Raw genomic sequence first — 24,425 nt, forward strand, 5'->3', positions numbered from 1 at the left:
CATCAGTCACAGACTTTAATTTTTATTAAGTTAGCGCAATCGATCCCCCTCCCACTACAGGTAACAAACAGTTAACTTAAGCACGTTAGTTATGTCATACTTTGTGTCGAAAATAACGCCTGAACGAACAAAGGTGAGAACATATGTTTACCATTGAAGGCATTTGCGATTGGTGTAATAAACCAAGCCTGTTAAAAAAGCATGACTATGTTGATGGAAAAAGCCATCACTCCTGCAAAGAGTGTAATGATTTAGCTACTTTAGACGTAAGGCAATTTAATATTGCAGAGATCCAATTCAGAGAGCGTCAAGCACAAGCAACACTCTGAATAATCACCATGAAAAAAGCGCCTCATTGGCGCTTTTTGTATTTATAAATAGTTTTAGAGATAGAGACACTAAGCCGAAAACAAGCTTGCCTCATCATCATTGGTTGTTTTTCAACGCTTCTAGACGTTCTGCCTCTTCTTTGATCATTCGCTCAAGGATATGTGCATTCTCCATCACCCTTTGCTGCCCAATCGCGGCTCCCTTAGTGGTTAAGATCGGTGTCATCTTGATTGATTTCTTACCTGTCGGTGTATTCAAAAACGCGATCAGTTCTTTCAATTCTTGCTCGGTATAAACACTCATATACAGCTCGGCAAAGCTGTCTTTTAAGCTATCGCCGCTCATGTATGTATTAAAAAATTCGCGCATCGTACTTTCAAATGGCTTCAACTGAGGCTGGCTTTGCAACTGAACTTGCAGCATAGAGTCGATAGTCTCACTCATTAACTGATTCAGTTCCATCGCCTCAATAAGTTGGTAGGCGGCTTCTTTGTGTGGATTTGCTAATGATTGACTGGAAAAAACCATTAACGCAACTATCAGAGTCTTTTTCAAAAAATTCATGTCCCCTCCTCGATTTGGAAACAAACAAAAGTTAAAGGCGTTCAGTTGCACCTAATTTCTTAAAGAAGTCAGACATATCAACCGTGGCTAAATCTTTATATTCGCCGGCATCATAAAAACGCCCTTTGCATGTTGGGCAGCTCTCAAACCAGATATGAGGTTGCTTCGGATCAACCAAACGTAGCATTTGGTTATTCGGGCATACGGGGCAATCGATGCGATCGATAACATTAAATGCCTGCCCAATAGCTTCATCGCCAATATCAACCGTGTCAGCGAGAGGTTTCATTGCTTCAACTTCATAAATATCAATCCAAAGCCCCTTACACTCGGTGCATCGCTCTACATCACCTAAAGGAGTCTGCAATTGCTCAAAGTCAGAGCTACATTTTGGACATTTCATTCAACACCTCACCTAGCAGATTAACGTTATATAAATACAAAAATAAATTCACCAACAAAATACTACGACACACAATTTATGAGGTTAAGCCACCCATTAAAAAACTTTTCACCATGTCGCATATCCGGCCTGCATAGCCTTGTTACTAGGCTTTATATCAAGCTACGCATATTGCCTTATTTTAATTATGGTTATTCCGTATGAGATTCCACAACTTGTCCTTAATCACACTTACACTACTACTTTTGAACTAACCTCAAACTATATTGGGATAAATATAAGCACTAAGGCTAGGGATCAGGGAGTATCTGCAATGGAAGCCACACATATTCATACACAAGAGTCTTTCTCGGTTGATTTAAAGCACGCATTAATTTGGGTTGCTCGCGCGCTTGATTACGTAGGTATAGACGATGCCAATCATGGCCATCGGGTCGCCTACATTGCTTATGAGTGTGCAAAACAATTAGGGTGGGAAAAGAAGAAACAAGAGTTCTGCTTTATGGCAGGATTACTCCATGACTGCGGTGTTTCTCAGTCCGCCGAGCATAAAAACTTAGTTAGCACAATGACCCCCAATGATGTTCAACGCCATTGTCGCATTGGGTATCAGTCCCTTATCGAATGTGAGTTACTAATCCCCTTTGCTAACATCGTTCTTTATCATCACACACCTTGGGCTGAACTAGAGTCCATAGATATCCCACTTTTTGAAAAAGATATCGCCGCGCTTATCTTTCTCGCAGACCGATTAGATTTCTTGAGAGCGCGTTTCCTAGCCGACCAAGATAGCGACCTTATCATCCTGAAAAAAAATGAAATCACAGGAATGTTAAATGAACAAAAAGGAAAATTATTCCGGCCTGACTTGATTGAAGCTCTAGCAGTGTTAATTCAAAAAGATGGGTTTTGGTATTCAATGGTACCTGAGCACATAGAAAATATTCCTGTTTGGTTCAATCATTTAGATTGGTTACAAACAGATCTATCCTTACCCAAATTAGTCGACTTAGGGCGATTCATTGCAGGTATTGTGGATGCAAAAAGCCCTTTCACCTATCAACACTCACTTAAAGTCGCTGAGTTGTCTGAATATCTTGCAAGTAAAATGCACCTTCCCAGAAAAACCGCCAAAATGCTTTATGTTTCAGGCTTGGTTCATGATATTGGAAAACTCAGAACGCCAGACGAAATTCTTCATAAGCCAGGAAAGCTAACCATGGAAGAGTATGCTCACATCAAAAAGCATACTATTGATACTGAAATAGCACTCAGAATGGTCTTCCCAGACTCAAAAATTGGTGATTGGGCTGTAAGTCATCATGAACGTCTCGATGGTAGTGGTTATCCATATAATAAAACTGAGGCTGAATTGGATTTACCTTCACGTATCATCGCCATTGCCGATATTTTCCAAGCATTATCACAACAACGTCCGTACCGAGAGCGGCTCAACATCCCGGAAATCAATGCCATCATGCAACCCATGATAGATCGAAAGGTGCTGGATCCAGAGGTATATCAATGCCTAAAAGACAACATGAATGAGTGCTTTCATATTTCAGTTTCCGAAGAAGTTCTGATGTAACAGCATCGATATCTGCTATCTGCCGGTGGTGAGAATTCCTTTCTCTCCACCAGCAATTTGCTTAAGGAGTTGCGCTATGTATAGCCAAGTCATCGAAAAAATAAGCAACCTCAATAAACTATCAATTGTTGTTTTATTGACAATCATCGCCCTGCCATTGATGGTTTTCACTTTTTTGAGTCAAGCTTGGGGATGGCTCGTGTACCTTGTTCTCTACCATATTTTTATGGTTATGCTTCTCACAAATCTTGGTACGACATTCCACCAAATACGCGCTTCTGCCCGAGATCTCTCAGAGGGTGACTTAACGGTTCGTATTCCCGTAGAGAATGCGCTTGGAACGCCTTTGTTCCAAACATTTAATCGTATCGGAGAAGACATTTCCCGAACCATTAATGCACTGGGTAAATCAACAAAAAAACTGCAAGAAGTTGCCGATACCGTTCAGACTGACTCAGAACAATCCAAGGTGGGAGCTCTCGGGCAGAAAAAAGACGTTGACCGCGCCAGTACGATTATTGATGAACTGTCAGAGATTACGCAGCAAGTGACAAACTTCTGTGATTCTTCAGCGTCTTTAACAAAAGAAGTGAAGCAAGTGGCGGATAAAGGCACCAAAGATATGCTATCGCTAGAGCGTGCGTTGGACAACGCTAACCAACAAATCGATACGTCAAACCAACACTTTCAAGCCTTGGTTGAAGAAACGGACCAGATCAGCCAAGTGATGGAAACCATCAGTGGTATTGCCGAGCAAACAAATTTATTGGCCCTTAATGCTGCGATTGAAAGTGCCCGAGCCGGAGAACAAGGCCGTGGCTTTGCGGTCGTTGCCGATGAAGTACGTAACCTTGCCATGAGGACACAAGAAGCCACTGAGGAAATAAGAAGTAAAATCGGTAACCTACAAACAAAAACTCAAGATGTGCAGCAAACCATGCAAGAAAACAAAACCAGCATGGAACACTCTTTAGGTATCGCCTCAGAAGCAGAAGATACGTTTAAATCTTTAAACCAACAAATCAGTGAAGTGCACCATTACAGCCAACAGATCGCTCAATCTTCTGAGCAACAATCAGTTCAAACCAAAGCGCTGGTCAATTGCTTGCATGAGATCGCCCTAGAGTCAGAGAACAACGTAAAGTCCACGCAGGAAACCTTAATCGCCAGTATCACAGTGCGTAATTTATCTGGAGAAATCGATTCCTTGTTACATCGCTTCGCCATTAGCGACCACCAGATACAACAAGAAGAACAACGTAGAGACAAGCTGATTGAGTGGAGTGACCAGCTCGATATCGGACTGGATGAAATTAACCGACAACATCAAACGCTCGTTCACCTCATTAACGAACTCTACCACCTATTACGTAACAATTACGGCCTCCCTTCCATTAAGCGTGTTGTCCAAGGCTTGATTGATTACACTGCGAATCACTTCAAATATGAAGAAACATTGTTTGAGCAAGTGGAGTATGCACGTACACAACAGCATATTGATAAACACAATGAACTGGTCGCACAAGTTTTAGAGTTTCAAAAACGTGTTGAACGTGGAGAAGATATCGGTGATGAGCTGATGCAGTTTCTCAAGAATTGGCTCAGCCAACATATTATGAAAGAAGATAAGGCATACGCCCAGAGCTTCCATGACGGTGGAGTTGATTAGCTTACTGTCCAGTGGATGTAAACCAATGAAGCCGCCTTTCTGGCGGCTTCATTGTCTGTGATAACTATGGTTTAAGTGCCATCACTTTAGTGATGTCATCAGCACTGTGGCGTTCAGGAACCTGTTCCCACTCTTCACCCCAACTGCGGTTAACGATTCTACCACGTTGTACCCCTTCTCTTGCTGCGACTTCATTCGCCCAACGTTGCAAATGTACGTAACTTTCAACATCGAGGAATTCCGCTGCATTGTAGAGTCGACCTAACACTAAATTGCCATACCAAGGCCAAATAGCGATATCTGCGATACTGTACTCATCGCCAGCAATATATTTCGTTTTCGCTAATTGTTTATCTAAAACATCAAGCTGACGCTTAGTTTCCATCGAAAAACGATTAATCGGGTACTCGAATTTTTCTGGCGCGTACGCATAAAAATGGCCAAAACCACCCCCTAAATATGGTGCAGAGCCTTGGAGCCAGAACAACCAATTTAAAACTTGAGTCCGAGCAAGAGTTTCTTGAGGTAATAAATGGCCAAACTTCTCTGCCAAATAAACCAGAATCGAGCCTGACTCAAATACGCGTACCGGTGTTTCACCAGAACCGTCCACTAATGCCGGGATTTTTGAGTTTGGGTTTACATCAACAAAACCAGAACCAAACTGATCCCCTTCGCCAATTCGGATTAAATGCGCATCATATTCAGCTTCTTTCACACCAAGCGCCAAAAGTTCTTCTAACATGATGGTGATCTTCTGACCGTTTGGCGTCCCCATCGAATAAAGCTGTATTGGGTGCTCACCAACAGGTAATACTTTCTCGTGTCGCGCACCAGAATCCGGACGGTTAATGCTGGCCCATTCTCCGCCGTTCTCATTGTCCATCGTCCACACTTTCGGTGGGATATATTCGTTTGTCATTATTATTCCTTATTTATACCCAAGCTGAATACACTGTAGACTACCCTGTGATAGAACAGAAAATCTATATGCTTTCTCTCATTGTGGCAGTTTTTTCCGTCGCGACTTTAAAAATCCCAATCTTCATCTTCGGTAGCAACCGCCTGACCAATCACATAAGAAGAACCAGAGCCAGAGAAAAAGTCATGATTTTCATCCGCATTGGGTGATAAAGCAGACATAATCGCAGGGTTTACCTGACAAACCTCATCAGGAAACAGCGATTCAAAGCCAAGGTTCATCAATGCTTTATTGGCGTTGTAATGCAGAAATTGCTTTACTTCCTCCGTTAATCCAACTGGATCATACAATGTTTCCGTGTATTCACTTTCAACAGCATACAAATCAAACAGCAGTGAAAAGGCGTAATTTTTCAATTCAATCTGCTCCGATTCACTTAGCTGTTTATAACCTTGTTGGAATTTATAGCCAATGTAGTAACCATGCACCGCTTCATCACGAATAATGAGTCGAATTAAATCTGCTGTATTCGTCAGTTTTGCGCGACTCGACCAGTGCATAGGTAAATAGAACCCGGAATAGAAAAGAAAACTTTCAAGAAAGACACTAGCGATTTTTTTCTTTAGTGGCGAATCATCTACGCGGTATTCCCGCAAGATAAGTTGTGCTTTCTTTTGCAGATGAACGTTTTCTTCTGACCAGCGAAAGGCATCATTGATCTGCGGCGTCGTACACAATGTAGAAAACACCGAAGAGTAACTGCGTGCATGAACGGCTTCCATGAAGGCAATATTGGTTAATACAGCTTCTTCATGCGGCGTTACCGCATCAGGCATCAGCGATGGCGCTCCAACAGTATTTTGAATCGTATCTAACAACGTTAAGCCGGTAAAAACACGAATAGTCAGTTCTTGTTCTTGCTCGGTTAATTGCTGCCAGCTGGGTATGTCGTTGGACAGCGGTACTTTTTCCGGCAGCCAGAAGTTCACGGTCAAACGGTTCCAGATTTCAAGGTCTTTGTCATCTTGCAAACGATTCCAATTGACCGCCTGTACTAATTTAGGTGCTTGTGTATTTAACATATGCGTTCCTTATAAGCTGCAGGAAACACAGCCTTCAACTTGTGTACCTTCCAAGGCTTTTTGGCGTAATCGAATGTAATAAATGGTTTTAATACCCTTCTTCCATGCGTAAATCTGCGCCTTGTTGATATCACGAGTGGTGGCGGTATCTGAGAAAAACAATGTTAGGGATAACCCTTGATCCACATGTTGCGTCGCCACCGCATAGGTGTCGATAATCGCTTCAGGACCAATTTCATAAGCATCACGGTAATACGCCATGTTTTCATTCGTCATGTAAGGGGCGGGATAGTACACGCGTCCAATTTGGCCTTCTTTTCGGATCTCTATTTTTGAAGTAATCGGATGAATGGAAGATGTGGCATTGTTGATGTAACTGATCGACCCCGTCGGCGGAATGGCTTGTAAGTTTCGGTTATATAATCCGTACTGCATGACGGACGCTTGCAATTCTGCCCATTGGGTTTGGCTTGGGATATCAAACTGAAATTGCTCTAACAGCATTTGTACCTTTGGCGTTTTCGCAACAATCACATTATCGATATAGCGTTGGAAAAACTCCCCTGTGGCGTATTTCGATGCTTCAAATCCGATAAAGGTTTGTGCTCGCTCTATGGCCAGCTGATTTGAAGCGCTTAAACAGTGATAAAGCACGGTTGCAAAATATACATTGGTAAAATCAAGCGCCTCATCACTGCCATAATGGATCTGTTCACGGGCAAGAAAACCATGCAAGTTCATTTGGCCAAGTCCAACCGCGTGGCTTTCATCGTTCCCTCGCCGCACCGAAGGAACACTATCAATGGCACTCATTTCAGATACCGCATTTAACGCGTAGATAGCACTCGTAACCGACTTAGCGACATTTTTCCCATCCATCACTTTAGCAATATTCAATGAACCGAGATTGCATGAAATATCGGCACCAAGATGGTTAAAGCTTAAGTCATCGTTAAACTCAGACGCCTCGTTTATTTGCAAGATCTCCGAGCATAAGTTCGACATAGAAATTCGGCCTTTTATCGGATTCATTCGATTGACCGTATCTTCAAACATGAGATAGGGATAACCAGACTCAAATTGGATTTCAGCAATGGTTTGAAAAAACTGACGAGCGTTTATTTTTGTTTTGTGGATCCGAGCATCATCCACCAGCTCCGCATATCGATCCGTAACAGAAATTTCTGAAAATGGGACACCATAAACTCTTTCTACGTCATACGGTGAGAATAGATACATGTCCTTATTTTGCTTAGCCAGTTCAAACGTAATATCAGGAACTACGATGCCAAGGCTAAGTGTCTTAATGCGAATTTTTTCATCTGCATTTTCACGCTTGGTATCGAGAAAACGAAGTATATCTGGGTGGTGAGCATGCAAATATACCGCCCCCGCCCCTTGCCTCGCGCCAAGCTGGTTTGCATAAGAAAAACTGTCTTCTAACAGCTTCATCACAGGAATAACTCCTGAGGACTGGTTTTCAATGCCTTTAATTGGCGCACCATGCTCTCGCAAGTTGGTCAGCATTAATGCCACGCCACCGCCGCGTCGTGAAAGTTGAAGTGACGAGTTCACAGCACGACCAATACTTTCCATGTTGTCTTCTACACGTAATAGAAAACACGAAATAAGTTCACCACGGCTTTTCTTTCCCGCATTCGTAAACGTTGGCGTTGCTGGTTGAAAACGTCCGGAGATCATCTCCTCCATCAACAGCAATGCTTTATCTTCGTCACCTCTTGCTAAAAGCAAAGCCGTCATCACGACGCGATCTTCAAATCGCTCCAAATAACGTTTTCCATCCCGAGTTTTTAACGCATACGAAGCAAAAAATTTATAAGCCCCCATAAAGGTTGGGAAGCGGAATTTAAAGTCATACGCTTTTTGCCAAATAGCTTGCTTGAATTCCCAACGGTATTGTTCCAACACGTCAGCTTCGTAATAGTTTTCCTCTACTAAGTAAGTCAGCTTTTCTCGCAAATGGTGAAAGAAAACCGTATTTTGATTGATGTGTTGTAAGAAGTATTGACGAACCGATTGGCGGTCTGCATCAAACTGGACGTTACCTTGTGCATCGAGCAAATTTAGCATTGCATTCAGTGCGTGATAATCGAGTTGATTGTGTGTCTCTGTCATAGGGTTGACCAAAGTTTTCTCAAGCCATGGCGCACTCGGGTTACATCACTATCACATCCTGCCAGTTCAAAACGATACAAGATCGGCACCTGACATTTTTTGGCGATAATATCGCCTGAGTACGCGTAAAATTTTCCGAAATTACGATTGCCAGAGGCAATAACGCCTCGTAACAACTTTCGATTTTTTTCCAGATTCAGTAGTTTGATCACTGGTTTAGGCACAGCCCCTCGCCCATAACCATCGGCGTACGTCGGGCAAATAAGCACAAATGGCGCAGTAATGTCAGGGGTTGGATCATTGGGTTCTATCGGCAAACGGATAGCGGGTAACTCAAGTTTCTCAATAAAACGTTGCGTGTTACCCGACTGACTGGAAAAGTAAACCAACTGGCTCATAACGTGTTGATCATATCCGGACGAAAACCAGACCAATGACGCTCACCCACTACCACTACAGGTACTTCCCGATAACCCAGAGCTTGTACCTTTTCTAGTGCATGCGAGTCTTGAGTCAAATCGATGCTTTTGTAACGAATATTCTTTGCAGCCATCGCTTTTTGCGTGGCGACACACTGAACACAAGCCGGTTTTGAGTAAATGATAACGTCCATTTTTCGCTCCTATTAAAATATTACTGCAATTCTCATTTGCGAATCATTATCATTCTTACATGGCATATTTAGTATTTACAAGATCTATTTTCACAACATGTAGTGCCACAGACGCAGATTAGCCATAATTATAATAGGGTTGAATACCAGATGATAATCATTATCATTAGCATAACTTGATGGTTATGAGGATTTTCGGCTCATGGAAAATCAACACAATGCTATAGGTGAGTACTCCCCAAACAGTGAAAAGTGGCGTGGTATTACACTGACAATTTCTGCCGCAAAACGTATCCAATTCCTTTCATCAAATGGACAGATCTTGCGTCTCTCAACCAAAATTTCAGGCTGTACTGGTTACACATATGTCTTAGAGCAGCGAGAAGGTCCTGAAGAAGGAGACCTTGCGTTCGAGTCCTGTGGTGGCACCTTATTTGTCCCGGTGTCTTCAATGCCACTCCTCGATGGAACCAAAGTCGATTACGTCCGCAATGGCTTAAACGAAATCTTTGTTTATCACAACCCAAACGTGAAAAACGAGTGTGGGTGTGGCGAAAGTTTCGGAGTTTAATGAATGAGTGATACCAATCAGTACGCAGAACTTGAGCAAACTTTCTCTCAGAAGTACAAAGAAGGCTTCTATACGGATGTTGCGTCTGACACCTTAGAAAAAGGCATTAACGAAACAGTCATCCGAGCGATTTCAGCCAAACGAAACGAGCCAGATTGGATGTTGGAATTTAGGCTGCAAGCTTACCAACAATGGTTGACGATGACCGAGCCGCGCTGGTTAAAAGCCGACTACCCCGAACTCGATTACCAAGATTACAGCTATTATTCAGCACCAAGTTGTGAGGCGTGTAATGACAAGCCAAGTGATGATGGGACAAACAACTATCTGACCGAAGAAGTAGAACATGCCTTTGATCAACTAGGAGTTCCCGTGCGTGAAGGAAACAATGTTGCCGTTGATGCTATTTTTGATTCCGTCTCCGTCACCACAACATATCGTAATGAGCTAAGCCAACATGGAATTATTTTTTGCTCCTTCAGTGATGCTATCCATGAACATCCTGATCTGGTACGGCAATATTTAGGTACAGTCGTCCCACCTGAAGATAATTTTTTTGCAGCGCTTAATGCGGCGGTTGCCTCTGATGGCACCTTCGTCTATATCCCACCTGGCGTACGCTGCCCGAGAGAATTATCAACTTATTTTCGTATCAATCAGGCTAAAACAGGCCAGTTCGAACGAACAATTTTGATTGCAGATGAAGGGTCTTATGTCAGTTATATCGAAGGATGTTCCGCACCGGTTCGTGACAGTTACCAACTTCACGCCGCCGTTGTGGAAGTCATCATACACAAAGATGCAGAAGTAAAGTATTCAACGGTTCAGAATTGGTTTTCCGGGGAAAACGGCGGTCAGGGTGGCATTTTAAACTTCGTGACCAAGCGTGCACTTTGCCAAGGTGACAACAGCAAGATGTCTTGGACGCAGTCGGAGACTGGTTCAGCCATCACATGGAAATACCCTAGCGTTATTTTAAAAGGCGACAATGCTATCGGTGAGTTTTTCTCCGTTGCGTTAACAAACGGACAGCAGCGCGCCGATACTGGGACGAAAATGATCCATATTGGTAAAAACACCCGATCTACGATCATTTCTAAAGGTATCTCTGCTGGGCAAAGTGAAAATAGTTATCGTGGGTTGGTGAAGATACTTCCTACCGCCATCGGGGCTAGAAATTTCACTCAATGCGACTCCATGTTAATTGGTGCTCAATGTGGTGCTCACACTTTCCCATCAGTTGAAGTCGGTCATCCGAGTGCTCAAGTTGAGCATGAAGCGACAACCTCTCGTATTGGTGAAGATCAGCTCTTTTATTGCGTCCAACGAGGGATCGCTGAAGACGATGCTATCTCAATGATTGTCAATGGATTTTGTAAAGATGTTTTCTCAGAACTTCCACTCGAATTTGCCGTTGATGCTCAAAAACTTCTCTCTATCAGTCTCGAACACAGTGTTGGTTAATCAGTTATGTTAGAAATTAAGAATTTACACGTTCAAGTAGAAGACAACGCTATTTTAAAAGGCATCGACCTTGCCATACGTCCCGGTGAAGTACACGCCATCATGGGACCAAACGGCTCCGGTAAGAGTACACTTTCATCCACTCTTGCGGGCAAAGAAGATTACGAAACGACGTCGGGGGAAATCACTTTTAATCATAAAAATTTGCTTGAACTTGACCCCGCAGAGCGAGCTGGCGAAGGGGTTTTCCTCGCATTTCAATACCCTGTTGAAATTCCCGGCGTCAGTAACAAGCTTTTTTTGCAAACGGCGGTCAACGCAATCCGTGAATACCGCCAGCTACCTGAGCTTGATCGTTTTGAATTTGAAGATTTGGTGGAGGAAAAAGTCAGCCTGCTAAAAATGCCGAAGGATCTGCTTGAACGCTCTGTTAATGAAGGGTTTTCGGGTGGAGAGAAAAAACGGAATGACATTTTACAGATGGCTTTATTGGAACCCAGACTTTGCATACTCGATGAAACTGACTCCGGACTTGATATCGACGCACTAAAAGCCGTGTCAGATGGGGTTAATGCCTTACGCAATCAAGAGCGAGCTTTTATTGTTGTCACTCACTACCAACGGATTCTTGATTACATCAAACCCGATTATGTCCATGTCATGGCTGATGGAAAAATCGTCAAATCCGGTGATCACACGCTGGCGAAAGAACTTGAGGAAAAAGGTTATGGCTGGATTATCGGTGAATAACGAACTGCATAAATTTCTTCCCTGTGTGCCAAATTCACTCTGGCATAAAGCACATTGGAACGCAGCGCTGGCTTTCGGCTTTCCAACAAATAAAGAGGAAGATTGGAAATACACCTCTCTCGACGCATTTAAAGCGCTTAAGCTTACGTTACCAAAAGAAACATACTTCCATGATGAACATGTTGCTGCATTGTGCGCCAAACATTGGCAGCAAGATGGTTATCGACTCGTCATTGTGAACGGTAAGCTTAGTATCCGTTTGTCTGACTGGATCCCCAAAGTCGATGTTCACTCTGTCGAGAAACATTTTGATGATTTGGCTTTCGCTCACGAACAAGCCATTCGCGCTGAAATATTCCAGACCTTAACCAATGCGACAGCGCAAGGTGGGTTAATTATCACAATCCCTGACAATGTCCAACTTGATAAACCCATTCATATTCTGCACTACCACAGTGGCAGTATCGGGGAAGTAAGTTCAGTTCGTCATCATCTCACTTTGGGCCAGCTCTCTTCCTGCCAAATCATTGAACATCATATCTCTCATCCGAACGCATGCGGGGTGACATTGTCACGCCTTACCAGCGACATCGGCAATAATGCACACTTTGAGCATGTAAAACTCATAGAAGAAGGCGAAGAACAACATCACTTTGGACATAATGATATTCGAGTAGGCCGTGATGCAACGGCGTCTAGCCATGTCTTTATGTTGAGTGGCAAACTCATTCGTCACCATACAAGCTCATTGCTTTCAGCACCCGGTAGCCACATACAAATGAACAGCCTAGCCCTACCCTCAAATGATGACCAGTTCGACAGCCGTACTTACCTTCACCACCATGCTGCACATTGCAGTAGCCAACAATTACATAAAGTCATTGCCAGAGATGAGGCAAGCGGTGTTTTTGACGGCATGATCTACGTCAGCCCCGATGCACTTAAAACCGATGGGCAAATGGACAACCATAATTTATTGCTAAGTGATCACGCTCGGATAAACAGTCGACCAAAGTTAGAAATCTATGCTGATGACGTTAAATGCAGCCACGGTGCGACAACAGGACAAATCGATCCACAGCAAATCTTCTACTTACAGGCCAGAGGAATTCATAAAGCGCAGGCTGAAAAAATCATCACGCATGCATTTGCTATCGACGTGTGTGAAAAAATTTCTCACGTCGGTGTTAGGCAATATCTCTCCAACCTTGTAAATAAAAAATTGGAGGCGTGATGAGCCCAAACAACTGGCGACGTGATTTTCCAACTCTAAGTCAAGAAGTGTACGGCTTGCCCTTGGTGTATTTAGATAGTGCCGCAACCGCACAGACACCAAACCAAGTAATAGAGCGGATGCAACGTTTCTACCAATATGAATATGCCAATGTTCATCGCGGAGTACATGCTCTTAGTGCCAATGCCACCACAATGATGGAACACAGCCGAGCAGTCATTGCTGCATTTCTTAATGCCCCAGCCACTGAGAATTTGGTTTTTACGAAGGGCACCACAGAGGCCATAAATTTAATTGCCCACAGCTTTCTATTTAGCCAATGCCAACCCGGTGATGAAATCATCATCACTGAGATGGAGCATCACTCAAATATTGTGCCTTGGCAGATCATCGCCAACCAATTGAGCATCCATATAAAAGTTTGGCCTGTGACGACCAATGGCGAACTCGACTTAGATCAGCTTCGCACGTTATTCACCTCGCGAACAAAACTGTTAACTATGGCCCATGTGTCGAACGTTCTTGGGAGCATCAATGACGTTAAAAACGCAACAGAGTTAGCCCACCAGCATGATATCGCTGTCTTCATTGATGGTGCGCAAGCCGTCGTCCACCAACAAGTGGATGTTCAGGAGATCGGCTGTGATTTCTACGCATTTTCTGGCCATAAGCTATACGGCCCTACTGGGGTTGGAGTTCTGTATATCGGAGGCAAATGGCTAAATACACTGCCTCCATGGGAAGGTGGCGGTGCGATGATCGATGATGTTCAATTGCCCGGTGGTACCACGTTTCTACAAGCGCCTTGGCGATTCGAGGCAGGAACGCCCAATATTGCGGGCATCCTCGGTCTAGAAGCGGCCATTCATTATCTCAACGGCATAGGGTTTGAACCCATCTCATCTCATGATCAATCCATCACTGACTATGCCGTCGACACCCTTTCAAAGGTGGAATCATTAGTCATTTATGGTAACCCAAGGCACCGGACCGGGATGGTTTCTTTTAACCTTGGTCACTATCATCCATTTGATGTTGGCAGTTTCCTTGATCGCTATGGCATTGCAATACGAACAGGCCATCTTTGTTCTCAACCATTAATGAGAGCACTTGGGACATCGGCGGTGTGTCGTGCTTCTTTCGGACTCTACACCACTCAACAAGACGTTGACTTACTGGCCGATAAGCTCAAACACATTAAGCAATTATTAGGATAAACCATGACGCCCGATAAACTGGTCAAAAACTTTCAACGCTGTAAAAACTGGGAAGAGCGTTACTTGTATTTAATAGAGTTAGGGGAACGATATTGCCAATTACCTGAAGCACTTTGTATCAATGACAACAAGGTTAAAGGATGCCAAAGTGAGGTGTGGGTATCCATTCAAGTCAATGAAAACACCATCAGCCTAGCAGCAAATAGTGATGCAGCCATAGTCAGAGGGCTACTCGCGCTAGTGGTTATTGCGTATAACGATCAGACAATTGAAGAAGCGAGACAATTTGACATCAATGTCTGGTTTGAACAATTGGCATTGATGCAACATCTTACCCCGACACGAGCTCTTGGTTTAACAGCAATAATTAGGCAAATCCAACATCAGATAGTCTAATACACCTCGATGGTTACTTTTTATCCTGGCAATACAATCAACCCTAAAGGTTCCAGTAGTTGCTCTTGTTGCCAGGAACAGATTTTTACGCCGGTTAAATCAATTTTCCTTGGGTCCAACCCTTCAAGCTCTGAATGACTCAAGTCACACCCTTGCAGGTGAAAGTCACCCCAACTATCTGAAGAAAACACACTGCGGCTAAGATCTGAGTTTTTAAACGAGGCACCTTGTAAATTTGCCCCAATCCAACGGTTTTCAAATAGCTCACACCCTTCTATACACTGCCGTTCAAAGTTGGTGTAAGACAGATTACAACACGTAATATAAGCAGAACAAAAATATGCGTGATGGCTGATTTGATTCACAAACTGGGCTTTAAGAAAGCTTGCGCCTTTTAAGTCACACTCTCTAAACTCGATACCGAAGCAATTCGCTCCGGAAAAGTTCGCCATCGACAACTGACATCCCTTGAAACTCGCGTCACGTAAATCGGTATATTGAAAATGACATCCCTCGATGCTTCCTGAGTTGACAAAAGAACAGTTGATAAATTGGGCATCTCGTAAGTTTGCTCGGCTAAAATCACAACAATAAAAACGACATTGAATAAAACATACGCCTTCTAAATCTTGGTGGGAAAAATCTTCTTTCTCATAGGTCTGCTTGTCGGTCTTCACATCGTCCTCCTTAAATGAACGAGCACAGACTACCTTCCAGCCATCAAACAAACAAGAAATATAACCCACGCAAAATCAATAAGTTAAAACCACCCAAAATCCTTAATTTAAGGCATCAAACAAAGCCATAAAGAGCTATAAAACTTCAACCACGAACGCGGCCACACAAAAATTAGTTTGCCGCAACACAAGGCGATTTAGCGAGCCAAACCGTCACATCTACCATAGCAACTGTTCTTATGGATACCAGTTACTTTCTCCCGTTTTTTAAAAAGTGCGCCCAATCTTTCCGATTGTTATTTATCGCACACGCAACAGCGCTAGAAACATCGTAACCAACGCGATGAAACGCCACATGCCACGTTCCTTGTTTGGTTTGTTCCAATATGGCGTAGCTGGCCATTGAAGAGTAGTTTTCCATTGAGTGTAAGTATGGTTCATCGTCAGTATAAGCCTGCAGCCCAACACTGCCCGGGTTAATCACCAGCTGCCCACTAGACAGTTCAACGCAGCGAGGAATATGCGTGTGGCCACAAAGAATAATTGGCGCTTTGTTTCCCGCCAAGCGGCGTAAAATTTCGTCATCACTTCTCAGTACCGGAAAGCCCTTTTGTGTCTCTTCCAGTAAGTATTCAAGATCGTCTGTTGGTGAGCCATGGCACGCGTATATCTCATCAGTAATATTGCAATCAAATGGAAGACCTTTCATCCATTCAAGCGGGGCTTGTCCTAAGTCTTCAAGAATGAATTGCAAGGTCGGATTCGCCGCAATATCTTTCTGTGTAGACTGATAGATCTGCCGATCTTGATTGCCAGAAATGGTGAGCGCATTCAGCTCAAGCAGACGCTCATACGTTTTACGCGGAGCGATTGGCCCATATAGGATATCGCCAAGGTTAACGAAGTCGGTAACTCCCAGTTGAAATGCGTGTTGAATAACCGCTTCTAAAGCAAAGATATTACTGTGAATGTCTGAAACGACGGCAAACTTGTGCATGACTCCTCCATGAGTGATAACAATTGGTGAATTAAAGGACGAGCGCTAACTCCTGAACCTTGAATGCGCTTTTAGTGATTGCTTAATCGATTGGGTAAACTTTCTCAAAGCGTTCTAACACTAGATCTGAGGTTTCATCAAACTGCCCACCAATTTCAGCGGCGTATTGGGTAAAGAACTTAATATGGGCCTCGCGCCACCACTCATAAGTTCCATCTCCTTCCCCTTCTGCCTCAGCAAATTCTCGACTCACTTGGTTAAACGGACAAATGCTGACCTCAACCAGCTTTACGATGCATATTGGTTCTTGCTGCCAGTTCAAGACCACAGTTAAACGACCAACCTCTGGAAAGGGGTCATTCTCAATGGTGTAGCCCTGCTTTAAACTGCATGATGCACGTTTGATGCCCTCATTGACCAAGCGAGCACATTCATTCGCGTTATATTCATCCGCACAAAAATATTCCGCAATTACCTGAGGCACCGCACTTCGCTCTTGTTCTGGTAATAATGAGAGGTATTTATCAAGATAGGCTTGCTGTTTATGATTCATTTTCTTCCTTAAAGTGACTGTATCTAAACTGAAATTTCAATCATTGCTGCGTACTCAGTATTCCATTGTCTCGACATTTTTCAAAGAGCAACACTCCACTCCTTCAAGAGCGAAATTTTATAAACGGAAACACAATCGTCATCTTTCTCTCCTTTTTCTGTCATTTTTTGCCATCAACATACGTTGCCATCAACAACAAACTCAATTGCAGGATAAAAAAATGAGTAAGGAAACCTTTGACGCTACACGTTACAACCGAAGCAATAACAAGCCTTTTGAAGAAGTTTTAGAAGCGAGCTTATCTAGACGAAATGTGCTTAAAGGCGGTCTTGGTATGAGTGCTATGACGGCATTTGGTACTTTTGGCCTCTCTGGTTGCCAAGTTGAAGTACCAGGGAATGGTGGTACCGATTCTGGCACAAATAAATCCAGTGCGGTTTTAAACTTTGAATCTATTTCAGGTTCATTAACGGATGCTGTCAGCGTTCCCCCTGGTTACACTGCGCAAGTACTGGTCCCTTGGGGAACACCGCTTTCCTCTCAGGGTGTGAAGTGGAAAGCCGATGGTACGAATACCGCAGAAGAGCAAGCTCAGGCGCTAGGTATGCATCATGATGGTATGCATTTTTTCCCACTGGATAACGATCCAAATGATGGGCTGCTTTGCATCAACCATGAGTATATTGATATTAATGCGCTTCACCCGTCTGGCCCAACCGTATCTGCGGGTTCAAGAACGGTTGTTGACGAAGTACGTAAAGAGATTAACGCACATGGCGTGAGTGTAGTTCGTATTCGTTTAGAAGATGGGATGTGGCAGCTAGTCGATACCGATCCACTTAATCGTCGATATACTGGTTCAACAGTCATGGATATTGCAGGGCCACTCGCCCATACCGAAGCACTTAAAACACGCTTTTCACCAGATGGCAGCCAAGCTCGTGGTACGCTAAATAACTGCGGTAACGGCTACACGCCATGGGGTACGTATCTAACTTGCGAAGAGAACTGGCCGGGCTATTTTGTTAACACAGGAACCCAAACTGAAGATCAGCAACGAATTGGGGTCGATGATGAAAAAACCCGTTACTTGTGGGAAACATTAGCAGGGCACAGTGAAGAACGTTTAGACGAATTTAACCGCTTTAACGTCACACCAAATGGTGCAACAGCCATCGATGACTACCGAAACGAAGCCAATGGCCATGGCTATATTGTAGAAATCGACCCATATACGGCTAACTCAAGAGCTAAGAAGCGAACAGCACTTGGTCGATTCCGACACGAAGGATGTGCCTTCGGCAAACTAACAGCAGGTAAACCCGTCGTGTTCTATTCGGGTCACGACTCTCGTTTTGAATATCTCTATAAGTTTGTGTCGGAACAAAATTGGGACGAAGCGGATGAAAGTCCAACAAACCGATTAAGTACTGGTGACAAATACATGGACAATGGCACACTCTATGTTGCCAGATTTAATGACGATGGTTCAGGAAACTGGTTACCACTTACTCTAGAAAGTGCAACAACCTCAGGTGGCACGCTTGCCGATTCATTTGGCTCGATTGCCGATATCATTTTAAACACAGCTGGTGCAGCGGACCTTGTTGGCGCAACGCCAATGGATCGCCCTGAGTGGTGCACAGTAGATCCATTTACCGGCACGGTGTACCTCACACTCACCAATAACACAAAACGTACTGAGGAAAATCCAGCTAACCCTCGACTTAAAAATAAATTTGGCCACGTGATTCGTTGGGATGAGCGGGAAACCGACACCGAGTTTGATTGGGATATTTTTGTCTTTGGTTCGCCCGCAAATGGGGATGAGGAAACAAACCGCTCTGGGCTTACAGAACTCAATCAGTTTGCCAGCCCGGATGGCCTTGCTTTTGATAAGCGGGGAATTTTGTGGATTCAAACTGACAACGGCGCTTCAGAAGTGACCAACTACACCAATGATCAAATGCTTGCTGTTGTTCCTTCGACGATGGTGGATACCGAAGGTAACGCCGATGTCATTAATGCTGAAAACCAAACTGATCTTCGCCGTTTCTTCGTTGGGCCAAATGGCTGTGAGGTAACAGGCTTTGCCATCAGCCCAGATTACAAGTCACTCTTTATCAACGTTCAACATCCGGGGAACTGGCCGTACAGTGATAATGCGGCAGAAGCCACACCAACCGGCACGACAGTTCGACCAAGAGCCGCTACCGTTGTGATCCGTCGTGATGACGGTGGAGAGATTGGCGTTTAACACCTACTAATATCCTATTACTAAGCCCACGAATGAGTGGGCTTTTCGCTCCATCAGCTACTCATTACTTTTTATTCACACCTGATATTCAATAAGTCCCATCATCATTACAAATCACGTGTTCTATTGTGCTCACTTGTTTTAGCTGAACAAAAAGTTGGTGTGATTTTTGTCTATTGCTAAGCTTTATTGGTAGAGAACACTTGCTTATGTATTGATTTCCAATACCAAACTGAGGGCATTATGTTGTGAAATACCTAATTTTATTACTCAGTGTCATCGCGTTAATCCAAACCTCTACGGTACATGCAGAGACTTCCGATGCCTCTTCCTATTATCCAAAAGGAGCTGCGTGTGTGATCAGAGATGATTCTGGACAAGTACTATTTGTCCAGAATTATCTTTCCGATACACTGTCTCTACCCGGCGGCTTCATTCAAAACGGCGAAGACTATCGTAGAGCGGCAGAGCGCGAAACGTTCGAAGAAACAGGACTGAAGGTGAATGTTGGCAGCCAGCTTGCGATTAACGACTACCGAGTTATCTATGCCTGCCAGACCGAGACTCAACACTCATATTTCTACCCCAACCTCAGCCAATATTATTATGGGAATGTCGTTCCGGTATTTAACGCACCACATTACGCTAAAGAGATCCGGCAGGTTTTTCTGCTTCCACTAACAATAAAAGTACTTTCTGCATACCAATATCCTGATGACGTCGATTTGCTCATTCAGTGGTTAAAACAAACGCCAACGTCAAACTTCACTCAGCAACAAAACCAAACGGTTGAGCCAAATTCTCTCATTCAAACTCAGCTCTCTTGGATATCAGAGCTACAATCTCTAGCGCAAAACTTTGCCTTAATTAAGTCTGTATTGCACATATCTGTTTGGCTTAGTGACACTGTCATTGTCTTTATCACGCTCGCCATCGTGTTTGTCACTCTGCCATTAAAATACAGTGCAACCATGACGTTTGCGCTGGTCCTTAGCTCCTATTCTGCCAATCTACTCACCCTTTTATTTGAAGTACCAAGACCTTTTTATGTGGTGCCTTCATTACAAAATGCCGTCGCTGTTGGCTATGGCTTCCCAAGTATTAAACTGGCCATTTCCTCGGCAATGGTTGGTATGTTGCTAAGCTGGTTAAATCACAATGGGCGTTGCAGTAAAATTGCCGCGATCATGAGTTGGCTTGTTGTGGTCATATTTGCAAGCCTTGCGATGGTATGGCTTGGTATACACTACCCAGCAGATGTCGTCGCTGGTTCAATATTAGGCGGTCTAGCCACGGTCATTTCTACGCTGCTATTTAATATGAATAATCATCACAACGAGCCAATTATTGAGTCTCGTAGATTGTGGCTTTTTATGTTGTTCGTGTGCTTGTACGGCGTCTACGAAATGATTCAACCTTTTTATACTTACTTATGGTTTGCGGTTCTTGGCATACTCAGTTCACTGATTCTTAGCCAATTTGCACCGAGTATTACCGAGGAAGAATTACATATTCACTGGCCTCGTGTGTTGATATCGTTCCTAGGGCTTGCCGCACTAATCGCAATCCCCCCAGTGATTACCAGTCCAACTGATTCAGCTGCATTCATTCTGCTCTCACATGCTTTTACCATATGGCTCTGTATTATTTGGCTGTTGGTCGCTTCGCCAGTATTGGCGAACCTTTTAAAAAGGTCACCTTAGAAGAAGCTTATCGGCAAATAGAAGTCGAGCTCAAATTGCTCAGATTCATTGAGAAAGTGATTGTCGATATAACGCACGTACGCAGGTGTAGGCTGTTGCTTAAAGCCAGAATTAGGAAGCCAACGTTCTAATATCTGGCTGATCTGAGGCAGCAGCTCACCATATACTCCTGTTAGGCGAAAGACGGCATGGAGCCCACCGGGAATAGTCAGCTGGTTAACCATGCTCCTAACTTTAAGTGGGCGATCAATTTCAATACAAGCGACATAACGACAGCGTTCTAACTCAACCCAAGCGGGATTAGAGTGGTGTAACCCATATTGTATCGACCAATCTCTCCCCTCTGCATTTGCCCACGCTTTAAGGATTTGCCACGCATTTCGAATCGAGCGATTGTATCCTGTATGTCGGACATACGCGGCAAAACGCGGCGGAACTTCAATGATTTTTGGGGAAGGCAATTCCCGCTCCGCAACCCGAAGGTACCCTTGTGCCACTTCAGGATCATTTAAATACGGTTTGCGGGAAACTTGTAGATCATGCTTTCGCCACTCACCCGGCGACATGCTAAACGTTGCTTTGAAGGCTCGACTAAATGACGAGAGAGAACTAAAGCCACATTTGTTTGCTATTTCCAATACGGGTGATCGCGTATCAAACATCAGTTGATTGGCTGCATATTCCATTCGAGTTCTTCGAATATACTGGTGAATGGATTCACCGACTACTTTCTTGAACACTCGATGGAAATGCTGTTCAGAGTATGCAGCAACGCTTGCCAACTCACTGGCTGACAACTCTTGACTGATGTCTTGGTGAATTCGATAAAGAACATCATTAATTCTAGATATATGCTGTTGACTCATCCACTTCAATCACATAAACGGACATATTTAAAAGCATAAATGGACAAACAATTTTTGACAACTCTTTGTACTATAAAGCGATAAAAAGGCAGTTTCAGAAGAATCGCCTACCCAATCAATCACGCCTGAGCACAACATGGAAATAGCCAAATCATTACAACAAATTAAATCTTCATACATTCGAGAAATACTTGCTGCTGCAAATGATCCAAATGTTATCTCTCTTGCTGGTGGGCTACCTGATGCGCAAACATTTCCTATTGAGTTAATGAAGCCCACTTTAGCGTCGCTCTCTGACTTGCCTGAAGTTTTCCAATATGGGGGAACACAAGGTTACCCACCGTTACTACAGCACTTGCGCCTGCGTTTTCAGTTAACCCAAGCTCATGACGTCATGGTCACTACTGGCTCACAACAAGGGCTCGATCTTATTGCCCGAGCTTACATAAACCCAGGCGATAAGGTTGTGATGGAAGCTCCGAGTTATCTTGGTGCAATGCAGGTGTTTGGTTTAGTTCAGGCTGACATTCTCACTGTAGAGCAAACAGAAGTAGGCCCAAATATCGAACAATTACAGGCATGTTTCGAGCAACATACTCCAAAGATGTTCTATGCGGTGCCAGATTTTCACAATCCAACCGGTGTTTGCTGGTCTCTTGAGACTCGTCAGCAAGTTGCCTCGCTCTGCCAACAATATAATGTTGCACTGATTGAAGATGCCCCCTACCGTGAGTTACGCTTTGCGGGTGACGCATTGCCATTAGTCTCAGATTTTTGTCCTCAACACTCCATTGTGCTGCGTTCATTTTCCAAGATTGCCTCACCTGGGCTCCGCATTGGTACGGTATCAGGTAAGAAAGACTACTTAGCTCCTTTAATTAAAATAAAACAAGGGGCTGATTTACACTCAAGCATTCCAATGCAGGCGTTACTTTTAGGGCTCTTAACTCACGAAAACTTCCCTCAGCATATGCAAGATATCTGCACGCTCTATAAAACGCGTTATCAGGTATTGTATTCAGAATTACGCGAAAAATTACCAGACGGTTGTCATCTGCAACCCATCAAAGGTGGGATGTTTGTTTGGCTGTCATTACCACCGTGTGACACATTTTCCCTCGCTCAAACCATGCTAGAAAATGGCGTCGCAGTCGTGCCAAGCCCTGTTTTTTATCCTAAAGAAAACGATGCCTCATCAGCACTTAGGCTTAACTTCACCAATGCCTCACCACAACAGCTAAAACAAGCAGTAATACGCTTGGTAACCGCACTCAATCAAGTCCTTAGTTAAGCAAAAGCCACCTCTATAAGGTGGCTTGGCAATTTTGGCTAAGAGTTGATGGGTTATTCCTCTCTCATCTGCCTTAAATTAACATTAAGTAAGGGAGCCGGCAGCTTTTCACTTGTTATGAATACATGCTCAGCTTTTTCATCAAAGGCTATCGCCTCTCCCTGTTTAAGTACAGGTAATGGAATACGTTCAGGCTGTGAGTTCAGCGTGCTTAACCAGTCTTGTTCTGGCGTATCTTTTTTAAAGATAAACGCATCACCATAGGTTAAAACCACAGCAGAAAGCCCATCTTCGGAAATATCCATACTGGTCGGTTTATTGGTATAGTTCGCCAAGTCAATCAAACGATAAGATTGCTTTTCTGGCTCTGGAAGTGGCGTGATTTCACCAAGACGTTTAGCCACCATCCGCCAACTACGTTCAAACGTTAACGGCAGTTCGTAAAGTATTTGAGACTCTGTTCGCTTACTCAATAATAAGATTTTGTTATTTACGCTATCGATAGCAACCGCTTCACAATCACGAGGTCTATCTTCAAACGTAAAAGAAGAAATCCACGCAGGCTCAACAGCAATGCGCCCTCCTAACTCAACCTTGGATAAGTCAGGTTCTTCAATCACATTAAAAAAGCTTAAGGGACGTTGACTACCGTTATCACCCACGTCTGCAATCACGATATACGACTTTCCGTTGTGCTCGAATGTCGCGAGATCTTCCCAGTCGTCATGAGCAACCTTAATCATTTCCAGCGTCGCAATGCGTTCGCCTTGTGCATTAATAGCAAACAACTGAGGGTAATTGCCGTTGTCATTATTTACCCAAATCACACCTGGATTACGCTTCGATAGTGCGATACCACTTAACTCTCCCATATTTTCTTGAGTAATATAATTGGCAGAAATATAGGGATACTTCGTGAGTTCATCTTCAAACTGAGAACATGAAGATATTGTCGTAACAATAGGAAACAGCAAAATGGCTTTGGTTAGCGTGCGGAAAAAGAAAGGCATTTTTTATAGTTGAGTTTGTATAATGTTTAAGTACTGCACTCTAGCAAATTGCAGCCATAGTACAACGAGAAAAACACTTTAAATTACACCTTAAATCTTCATTCCCAATATTGAAGTCCAATATCAAAGCTA

General features: G+C 43.6%; 24 protein-coding genes. 12 read left to right on the top strand and 12 right to left on the bottom strand.

Features of this window, described 5'->3' with window-relative positions:
• The first annotated feature begins 143 nt into the window (after window positions 1-143).
• Window positions 144-329, top strand: coding sequence for a hypothetical protein (locus tag ACQEXU_RS06600; RefSeq protein WP_367988918.1), 186 nt, complete (start codon window positions 144-146; stop codon window positions 327-329).
• Window positions 330-426: 97 nt separating this feature from the next.
• Here ACQEXU_RS06600 and ACQEXU_RS06605 read toward each other — a convergent pair whose 3' ends face one another.
• On the bottom strand, window positions 427-894 hold the full coding sequence (locus tag ACQEXU_RS06605; RefSeq protein ID WP_427010160.1) for a DUF2059 domain-containing protein: 468 nt from the start codon (window positions 892-894) through the stop codon (window positions 427-429).
• Window positions 895-925: 31 nt separating this feature from the next.
• Window positions 926-1,297, bottom strand: a complete 372-nt coding sequence (locus tag ACQEXU_RS06610; RefSeq protein WP_367988916.1) for a zf-TFIIB domain-containing protein — start codon at window positions 1,295-1,297, stop codon at window positions 926-928.
• A 313-nt stretch (window positions 1,298-1,610) separates the two neighbouring features.
• On the opposite strand from ACQEXU_RS06610, the gene ACQEXU_RS06615 reads away from it, so the two are divergent.
• A complete protein-coding gene (locus ACQEXU_RS06615) occupies window positions 1,611-2,885 on the top strand; it encodes an HD domain-containing phosphohydrolase (protein WP_427010161.1) in 1,275 nt (424 codons plus the stop codon).
• A 76-nt stretch (window positions 2,886-2,961) separates the two neighbouring features.
• A complete protein-coding gene (locus ACQEXU_RS06620; RefSeq protein WP_427010162.1) occupies window positions 2,962-4,554 on the top strand; it encodes a bacteriohemerythrin in 1,593 nt (530 codons plus the stop codon).
• Between the two features lie 64 nt (window positions 4,555-4,618).
• Here the strand turns inward: ACQEXU_RS06620 and yghU are convergent, their stop codons facing one another.
• From yghU to nrdH, 5 genes are all read right to left on the bottom strand, one after another.
• Window positions 4,619-5,476 (bottom strand): glutathione-dependent disulfide-bond oxidoreductase, encoded by an 858-nt coding sequence (gene yghU, locus ACQEXU_RS06625; RefSeq protein WP_367988912.1) that lies wholly within the window; start codon window positions 5,474-5,476, stop codon window positions 4,619-4,621.
• Between the two features lie 107 nt (window positions 5,477-5,583).
• Window positions 5,584-6,558: a class 1b ribonucleoside-diphosphate reductase subunit beta gene (gene nrdF / locus ACQEXU_RS06630; RefSeq protein WP_427010163.1), complete on the bottom strand. Its 975-nt coding sequence runs from the start codon at window positions 6,556-6,558 to the stop codon at window positions 5,584-5,586.
• A gap of 9 nt (window positions 6,559-6,567) precedes the next feature.
• Window positions 6,568-8,694, bottom strand: coding sequence for a class 1b ribonucleoside-diphosphate reductase subunit alpha (nrdE, locus tag ACQEXU_RS06635; RefSeq protein WP_427010164.1), 2,127 nt, complete (start codon window positions 8,692-8,694; stop codon window positions 6,568-6,570).
• Window positions 8,691-9,092 (bottom strand): class Ib ribonucleoside-diphosphate reductase assembly flavoprotein NrdI, encoded by a 402-nt coding sequence (nrdI, locus tag ACQEXU_RS06640; protein ID WP_427010165.1) that lies wholly within the window; start codon window positions 9,090-9,092, stop codon window positions 8,691-8,693. Before nrdI ends, nrdE begins: the two co-directional genes overlap by 4 nt.
• Window positions 9,089-9,307: a glutaredoxin-like protein NrdH gene (nrdH, locus tag ACQEXU_RS06645; RefSeq protein ID WP_427010166.1), complete on the bottom strand. Its 219-nt coding sequence runs from the start codon at window positions 9,305-9,307 to the stop codon at window positions 9,089-9,091. The genes nrdI and nrdH overlap by 4 nt, the downstream gene beginning before the upstream one ends.
• Window positions 9,308-9,509: 202 nt before the next feature.
• Here nrdH and ACQEXU_RS06650 point away from each other — a divergent pair, with 202 nt between their 5' ends.
• From ACQEXU_RS06650 to sufE, 6 genes are read left to right on the top strand one after another with little or no spacing between them, the layout of a single operon-like run.
• Window positions 9,510-9,878, top strand: a complete 369-nt coding sequence (locus ACQEXU_RS06650; protein ID WP_427010167.1) for an iron-sulfur cluster assembly accessory protein — start codon at window positions 9,510-9,512, stop codon at window positions 9,876-9,878.
• Window positions 9,879-9,881: 3 nt separating this feature from the next.
• The gene (gene sufB, locus ACQEXU_RS06655) at window positions 9,882-11,342 is read left to right on the top strand and encodes a Fe-S cluster assembly protein SufB (protein ID WP_427010168.1); all 1,461 of its coding nucleotides are present in this window, start codon (window positions 9,882-9,884) and stop codon (window positions 11,340-11,342) included.
• Between the two features lie 6 nt (window positions 11,343-11,348).
• Entirely contained in the window at window positions 11,349-12,092 is a 744-nt protein-coding gene (gene sufC / locus ACQEXU_RS06660) for a Fe-S cluster assembly ATPase SufC (RefSeq protein ID WP_427010169.1), read from the top strand.
• Window positions 12,070-13,326, top strand: a complete 1,257-nt coding sequence (gene sufD, locus ACQEXU_RS06665; RefSeq protein ID WP_427010170.1) for a Fe-S cluster assembly protein SufD — start codon at window positions 12,070-12,072, stop codon at window positions 13,324-13,326. Before sufC ends, sufD begins: the two co-directional genes overlap by 23 nt.
• The gene (locus ACQEXU_RS06670) at window positions 13,326-14,543 is read left to right on the top strand and encodes an aminotransferase class V-fold PLP-dependent enzyme (protein ID WP_427010171.1); all 1,218 of its coding nucleotides are present in this window, start codon (window positions 13,326-13,328) and stop codon (window positions 14,541-14,543) included. Before sufD ends, ACQEXU_RS06670 begins: the two co-directional genes overlap by 1 nt.
• Window positions 14,544-14,546: 3 nt before the next feature.
• Window positions 14,547-14,939 (top strand): cysteine desulfuration protein SufE, encoded by a 393-nt coding sequence (gene sufE / locus ACQEXU_RS06675; RefSeq protein WP_367988902.1) that lies wholly within the window; start codon window positions 14,547-14,549, stop codon window positions 14,937-14,939.
• Between the two features lie 20 nt (window positions 14,940-14,959).
• Here sufE and ACQEXU_RS06680 read toward each other — a convergent pair whose 3' ends face one another.
• From ACQEXU_RS06680 to ACQEXU_RS06690, 3 genes are all read right to left on the bottom strand, one after another.
• On the bottom strand, window positions 14,960-15,616 hold the full coding sequence (locus tag ACQEXU_RS06680; protein WP_427010172.1) for a Qnr family pentapeptide repeat protein: 657 nt from the start codon (window positions 15,614-15,616) through the stop codon (window positions 14,960-14,962).
• A gap of 250 nt (window positions 15,617-15,866) precedes the next feature.
• Window positions 15,867-16,613, bottom strand: coding sequence for a metallophosphoesterase family protein (locus ACQEXU_RS06685; protein ID WP_427010173.1), 747 nt, complete (start codon window positions 16,611-16,613; stop codon window positions 15,867-15,869).
• A gap of 82 nt (window positions 16,614-16,695) precedes the next feature.
• Window positions 16,696-17,166 carry an ASCH domain-containing protein gene (locus tag ACQEXU_RS06690; RefSeq protein ID WP_427010174.1) on the bottom strand — a complete coding sequence of 157 codons (471 nt, stop codon included), beginning with the start codon at window positions 17,164-17,166 and terminating at the stop codon, window positions 16,696-16,698.
• A gap of 220 nt (window positions 17,167-17,386) precedes the next feature.
• On the opposite strand from ACQEXU_RS06690, the gene ACQEXU_RS06695 reads away from it, so the two are divergent.
• Together ACQEXU_RS06695 and ACQEXU_RS06700 are read left to right on the top strand one after the other, a co-directional pair.
• Entirely contained in the window at window positions 17,387-19,423 is a 2,037-nt protein-coding gene (locus ACQEXU_RS06695) for a PhoX family protein (RefSeq protein WP_427010175.1), read from the top strand.
• 248 nt (window positions 19,424-19,671) lie between these two features.
• Window positions 19,672-21,126, top strand: a complete 1,455-nt coding sequence (locus ACQEXU_RS06700; RefSeq protein ID WP_427010176.1) for a bifunctional NUDIX hydrolase/phosphatase PAP2 family protein — start codon at window positions 19,672-19,674, stop codon at window positions 21,124-21,126.
• On the opposite strand, the gene ACQEXU_RS06705 is transcribed toward ACQEXU_RS06700, so the two are convergent.
• Window positions 21,123-21,992: an AraC family transcriptional regulator gene (locus ACQEXU_RS06705; RefSeq protein WP_427010177.1), complete on the bottom strand. Its 870-nt coding sequence runs from the start codon at window positions 21,990-21,992 to the stop codon at window positions 21,123-21,125. The two genes, ACQEXU_RS06700 and ACQEXU_RS06705, sit on opposite strands and share 4 nt — an antisense overlap.
• Window positions 21,993-22,128: 136 nt before the next feature.
• Between ACQEXU_RS06705 and ACQEXU_RS06710 the strand changes: the two genes are divergently transcribed.
• Complete coding sequence (locus tag ACQEXU_RS06710) at window positions 22,129-23,283, top strand: PLP-dependent aminotransferase family protein (RefSeq protein ID WP_427010178.1); 1,155 nt, start codon at window positions 22,129-22,131, stop codon at window positions 23,281-23,283.
• A gap of 53 nt (window positions 23,284-23,336) precedes the next feature.
• Here the strand turns inward: ACQEXU_RS06710 and ACQEXU_RS06715 are convergent, their stop codons facing one another.
• On the bottom strand, window positions 23,337-24,293 hold the full coding sequence (locus ACQEXU_RS06715; protein ID WP_427010179.1) for a hypothetical protein: 957 nt from the start codon (window positions 24,291-24,293) through the stop codon (window positions 23,337-23,339).
• Between the last annotated feature and the right edge of the window lie 132 nt (window positions 24,294-24,425).

Source organism: Vibrio sp. TRT 21S02, assembly GCF_050113675.1.
Classification (GTDB): Bacteria; Pseudomonadota; Gammaproteobacteria; order Enterobacterales; family Vibrionaceae; genus Vibrio.

What these genes read in the sequence shown, in the direction of transcription:
- ACQEXU_RS06600 (WP_367988918.1), top strand. Translation starts at nt 144, where the DNA reads ATGTTTACCATTGAAGGCATTTGCGATTGGTGTAATAAACCAAGCCTG.
- ACQEXU_RS06605 (WP_427010160.1), bottom strand. Translation starts at nt 894, where the DNA reads ATGAATTTTTTGAAAAAGACTCTGATAGTTGCGTTAATGGTTTTTTCC.
- ACQEXU_RS06610 (WP_367988916.1), bottom strand. Translation starts at nt 1,297, where the DNA reads ATGAAATGTCCAAAATGTAGCTCTGACTTTGAGCAATTGCAGACTCCT.
- ACQEXU_RS06615 (WP_427010161.1), top strand. Translation starts at nt 1,611, where the DNA reads ATGGAAGCCACACATATTCATACACAAGAGTCTTTCTCGGTTGATTTA.
- ACQEXU_RS06620 (WP_427010162.1), top strand. Translation starts at nt 2,962, where the DNA reads ATGTATAGCCAAGTCATCGAAAAAATAAGCAACCTCAATAAACTATCA.
- yghU (WP_367988912.1), bottom strand. Translation starts at nt 5,476, where the DNA reads ATGACAAACGAATATATCCCACCGAAAGTGTGGACGATGGACAATGAG.
- nrdF (WP_427010163.1), bottom strand. Translation starts at nt 6,558, where the DNA reads ATGTTAAATACACAAGCACCTAAATTAGTACAGGCGGTCAATTGGAAT.
- nrdE (WP_427010164.1), bottom strand. Translation starts at nt 8,694, where the DNA reads ATGACAGAGACACACAATCAACTCGATTATCACGCACTGAATGCAATG.
- nrdI (WP_427010165.1), bottom strand. Translation starts at nt 9,092, where the DNA reads ATGAGCCAGTTGGTTTACTTTTCCAGTCAGTCGGGTAACACGCAACGT.
- nrdH (WP_427010166.1), bottom strand. Translation starts at nt 9,307, where the DNA reads ATGGACGTTATCATTTACTCAAAACCGGCTTGTGTTCAGTGTGTCGCC.
- ACQEXU_RS06650 (WP_427010167.1), top strand. Translation starts at nt 9,510, where the DNA reads ATGGAAAATCAACACAATGCTATAGGTGAGTACTCCCCAAACAGTGAA.
- sufB (WP_427010168.1), top strand. Translation starts at nt 9,882, where the DNA reads ATGAGTGATACCAATCAGTACGCAGAACTTGAGCAAACTTTCTCTCAG.
- sufC (WP_427010169.1), top strand. Translation starts at nt 11,349, where the DNA reads ATGTTAGAAATTAAGAATTTACACGTTCAAGTAGAAGACAACGCTATT.
- sufD (WP_427010170.1), top strand. Translation starts at nt 12,070, where the DNA reads ATGGCTGGATTATCGGTGAATAACGAACTGCATAAATTTCTTCCCTGT.
- ACQEXU_RS06670 (WP_427010171.1), top strand. Translation starts at nt 13,326, where the DNA reads ATGAGCCCAAACAACTGGCGACGTGATTTTCCAACTCTAAGTCAAGAA.
- sufE (WP_367988902.1), top strand. Translation starts at nt 14,547, where the DNA reads ATGACGCCCGATAAACTGGTCAAAAACTTTCAACGCTGTAAAAACTGG.
- ACQEXU_RS06685 (WP_427010173.1), bottom strand. Translation starts at nt 16,613, where the DNA reads ATGCACAAGTTTGCCGTCGTTTCAGACATTCACAGTAATATCTTTGCT.
- ACQEXU_RS06690 (WP_427010174.1), bottom strand. Translation starts at nt 17,166, where the DNA reads ATGAATCATAAACAGCAAGCCTATCTTGATAAATACCTCTCATTATTA.
- ACQEXU_RS06695 (WP_427010175.1), top strand. Translation starts at nt 17,387, where the DNA reads ATGAGTAAGGAAACCTTTGACGCTACACGTTACAACCGAAGCAATAAC.
- ACQEXU_RS06705 (WP_427010177.1), bottom strand. Translation starts at nt 21,992, where the DNA reads ATGAGTCAACAGCATATATCTAGAATTAATGATGTTCTTTATCGAATT.
- ACQEXU_RS06710 (WP_427010178.1), top strand. Translation starts at nt 22,129, where the DNA reads ATGGAAATAGCCAAATCATTACAACAAATTAAATCTTCATACATTCGA.
- ACQEXU_RS06715 (WP_427010179.1), bottom strand. Translation starts at nt 24,293, where the DNA reads ATGCCTTTCTTTTTCCGCACGCTAACCAAAGCCATTTTGCTGTTTCCT.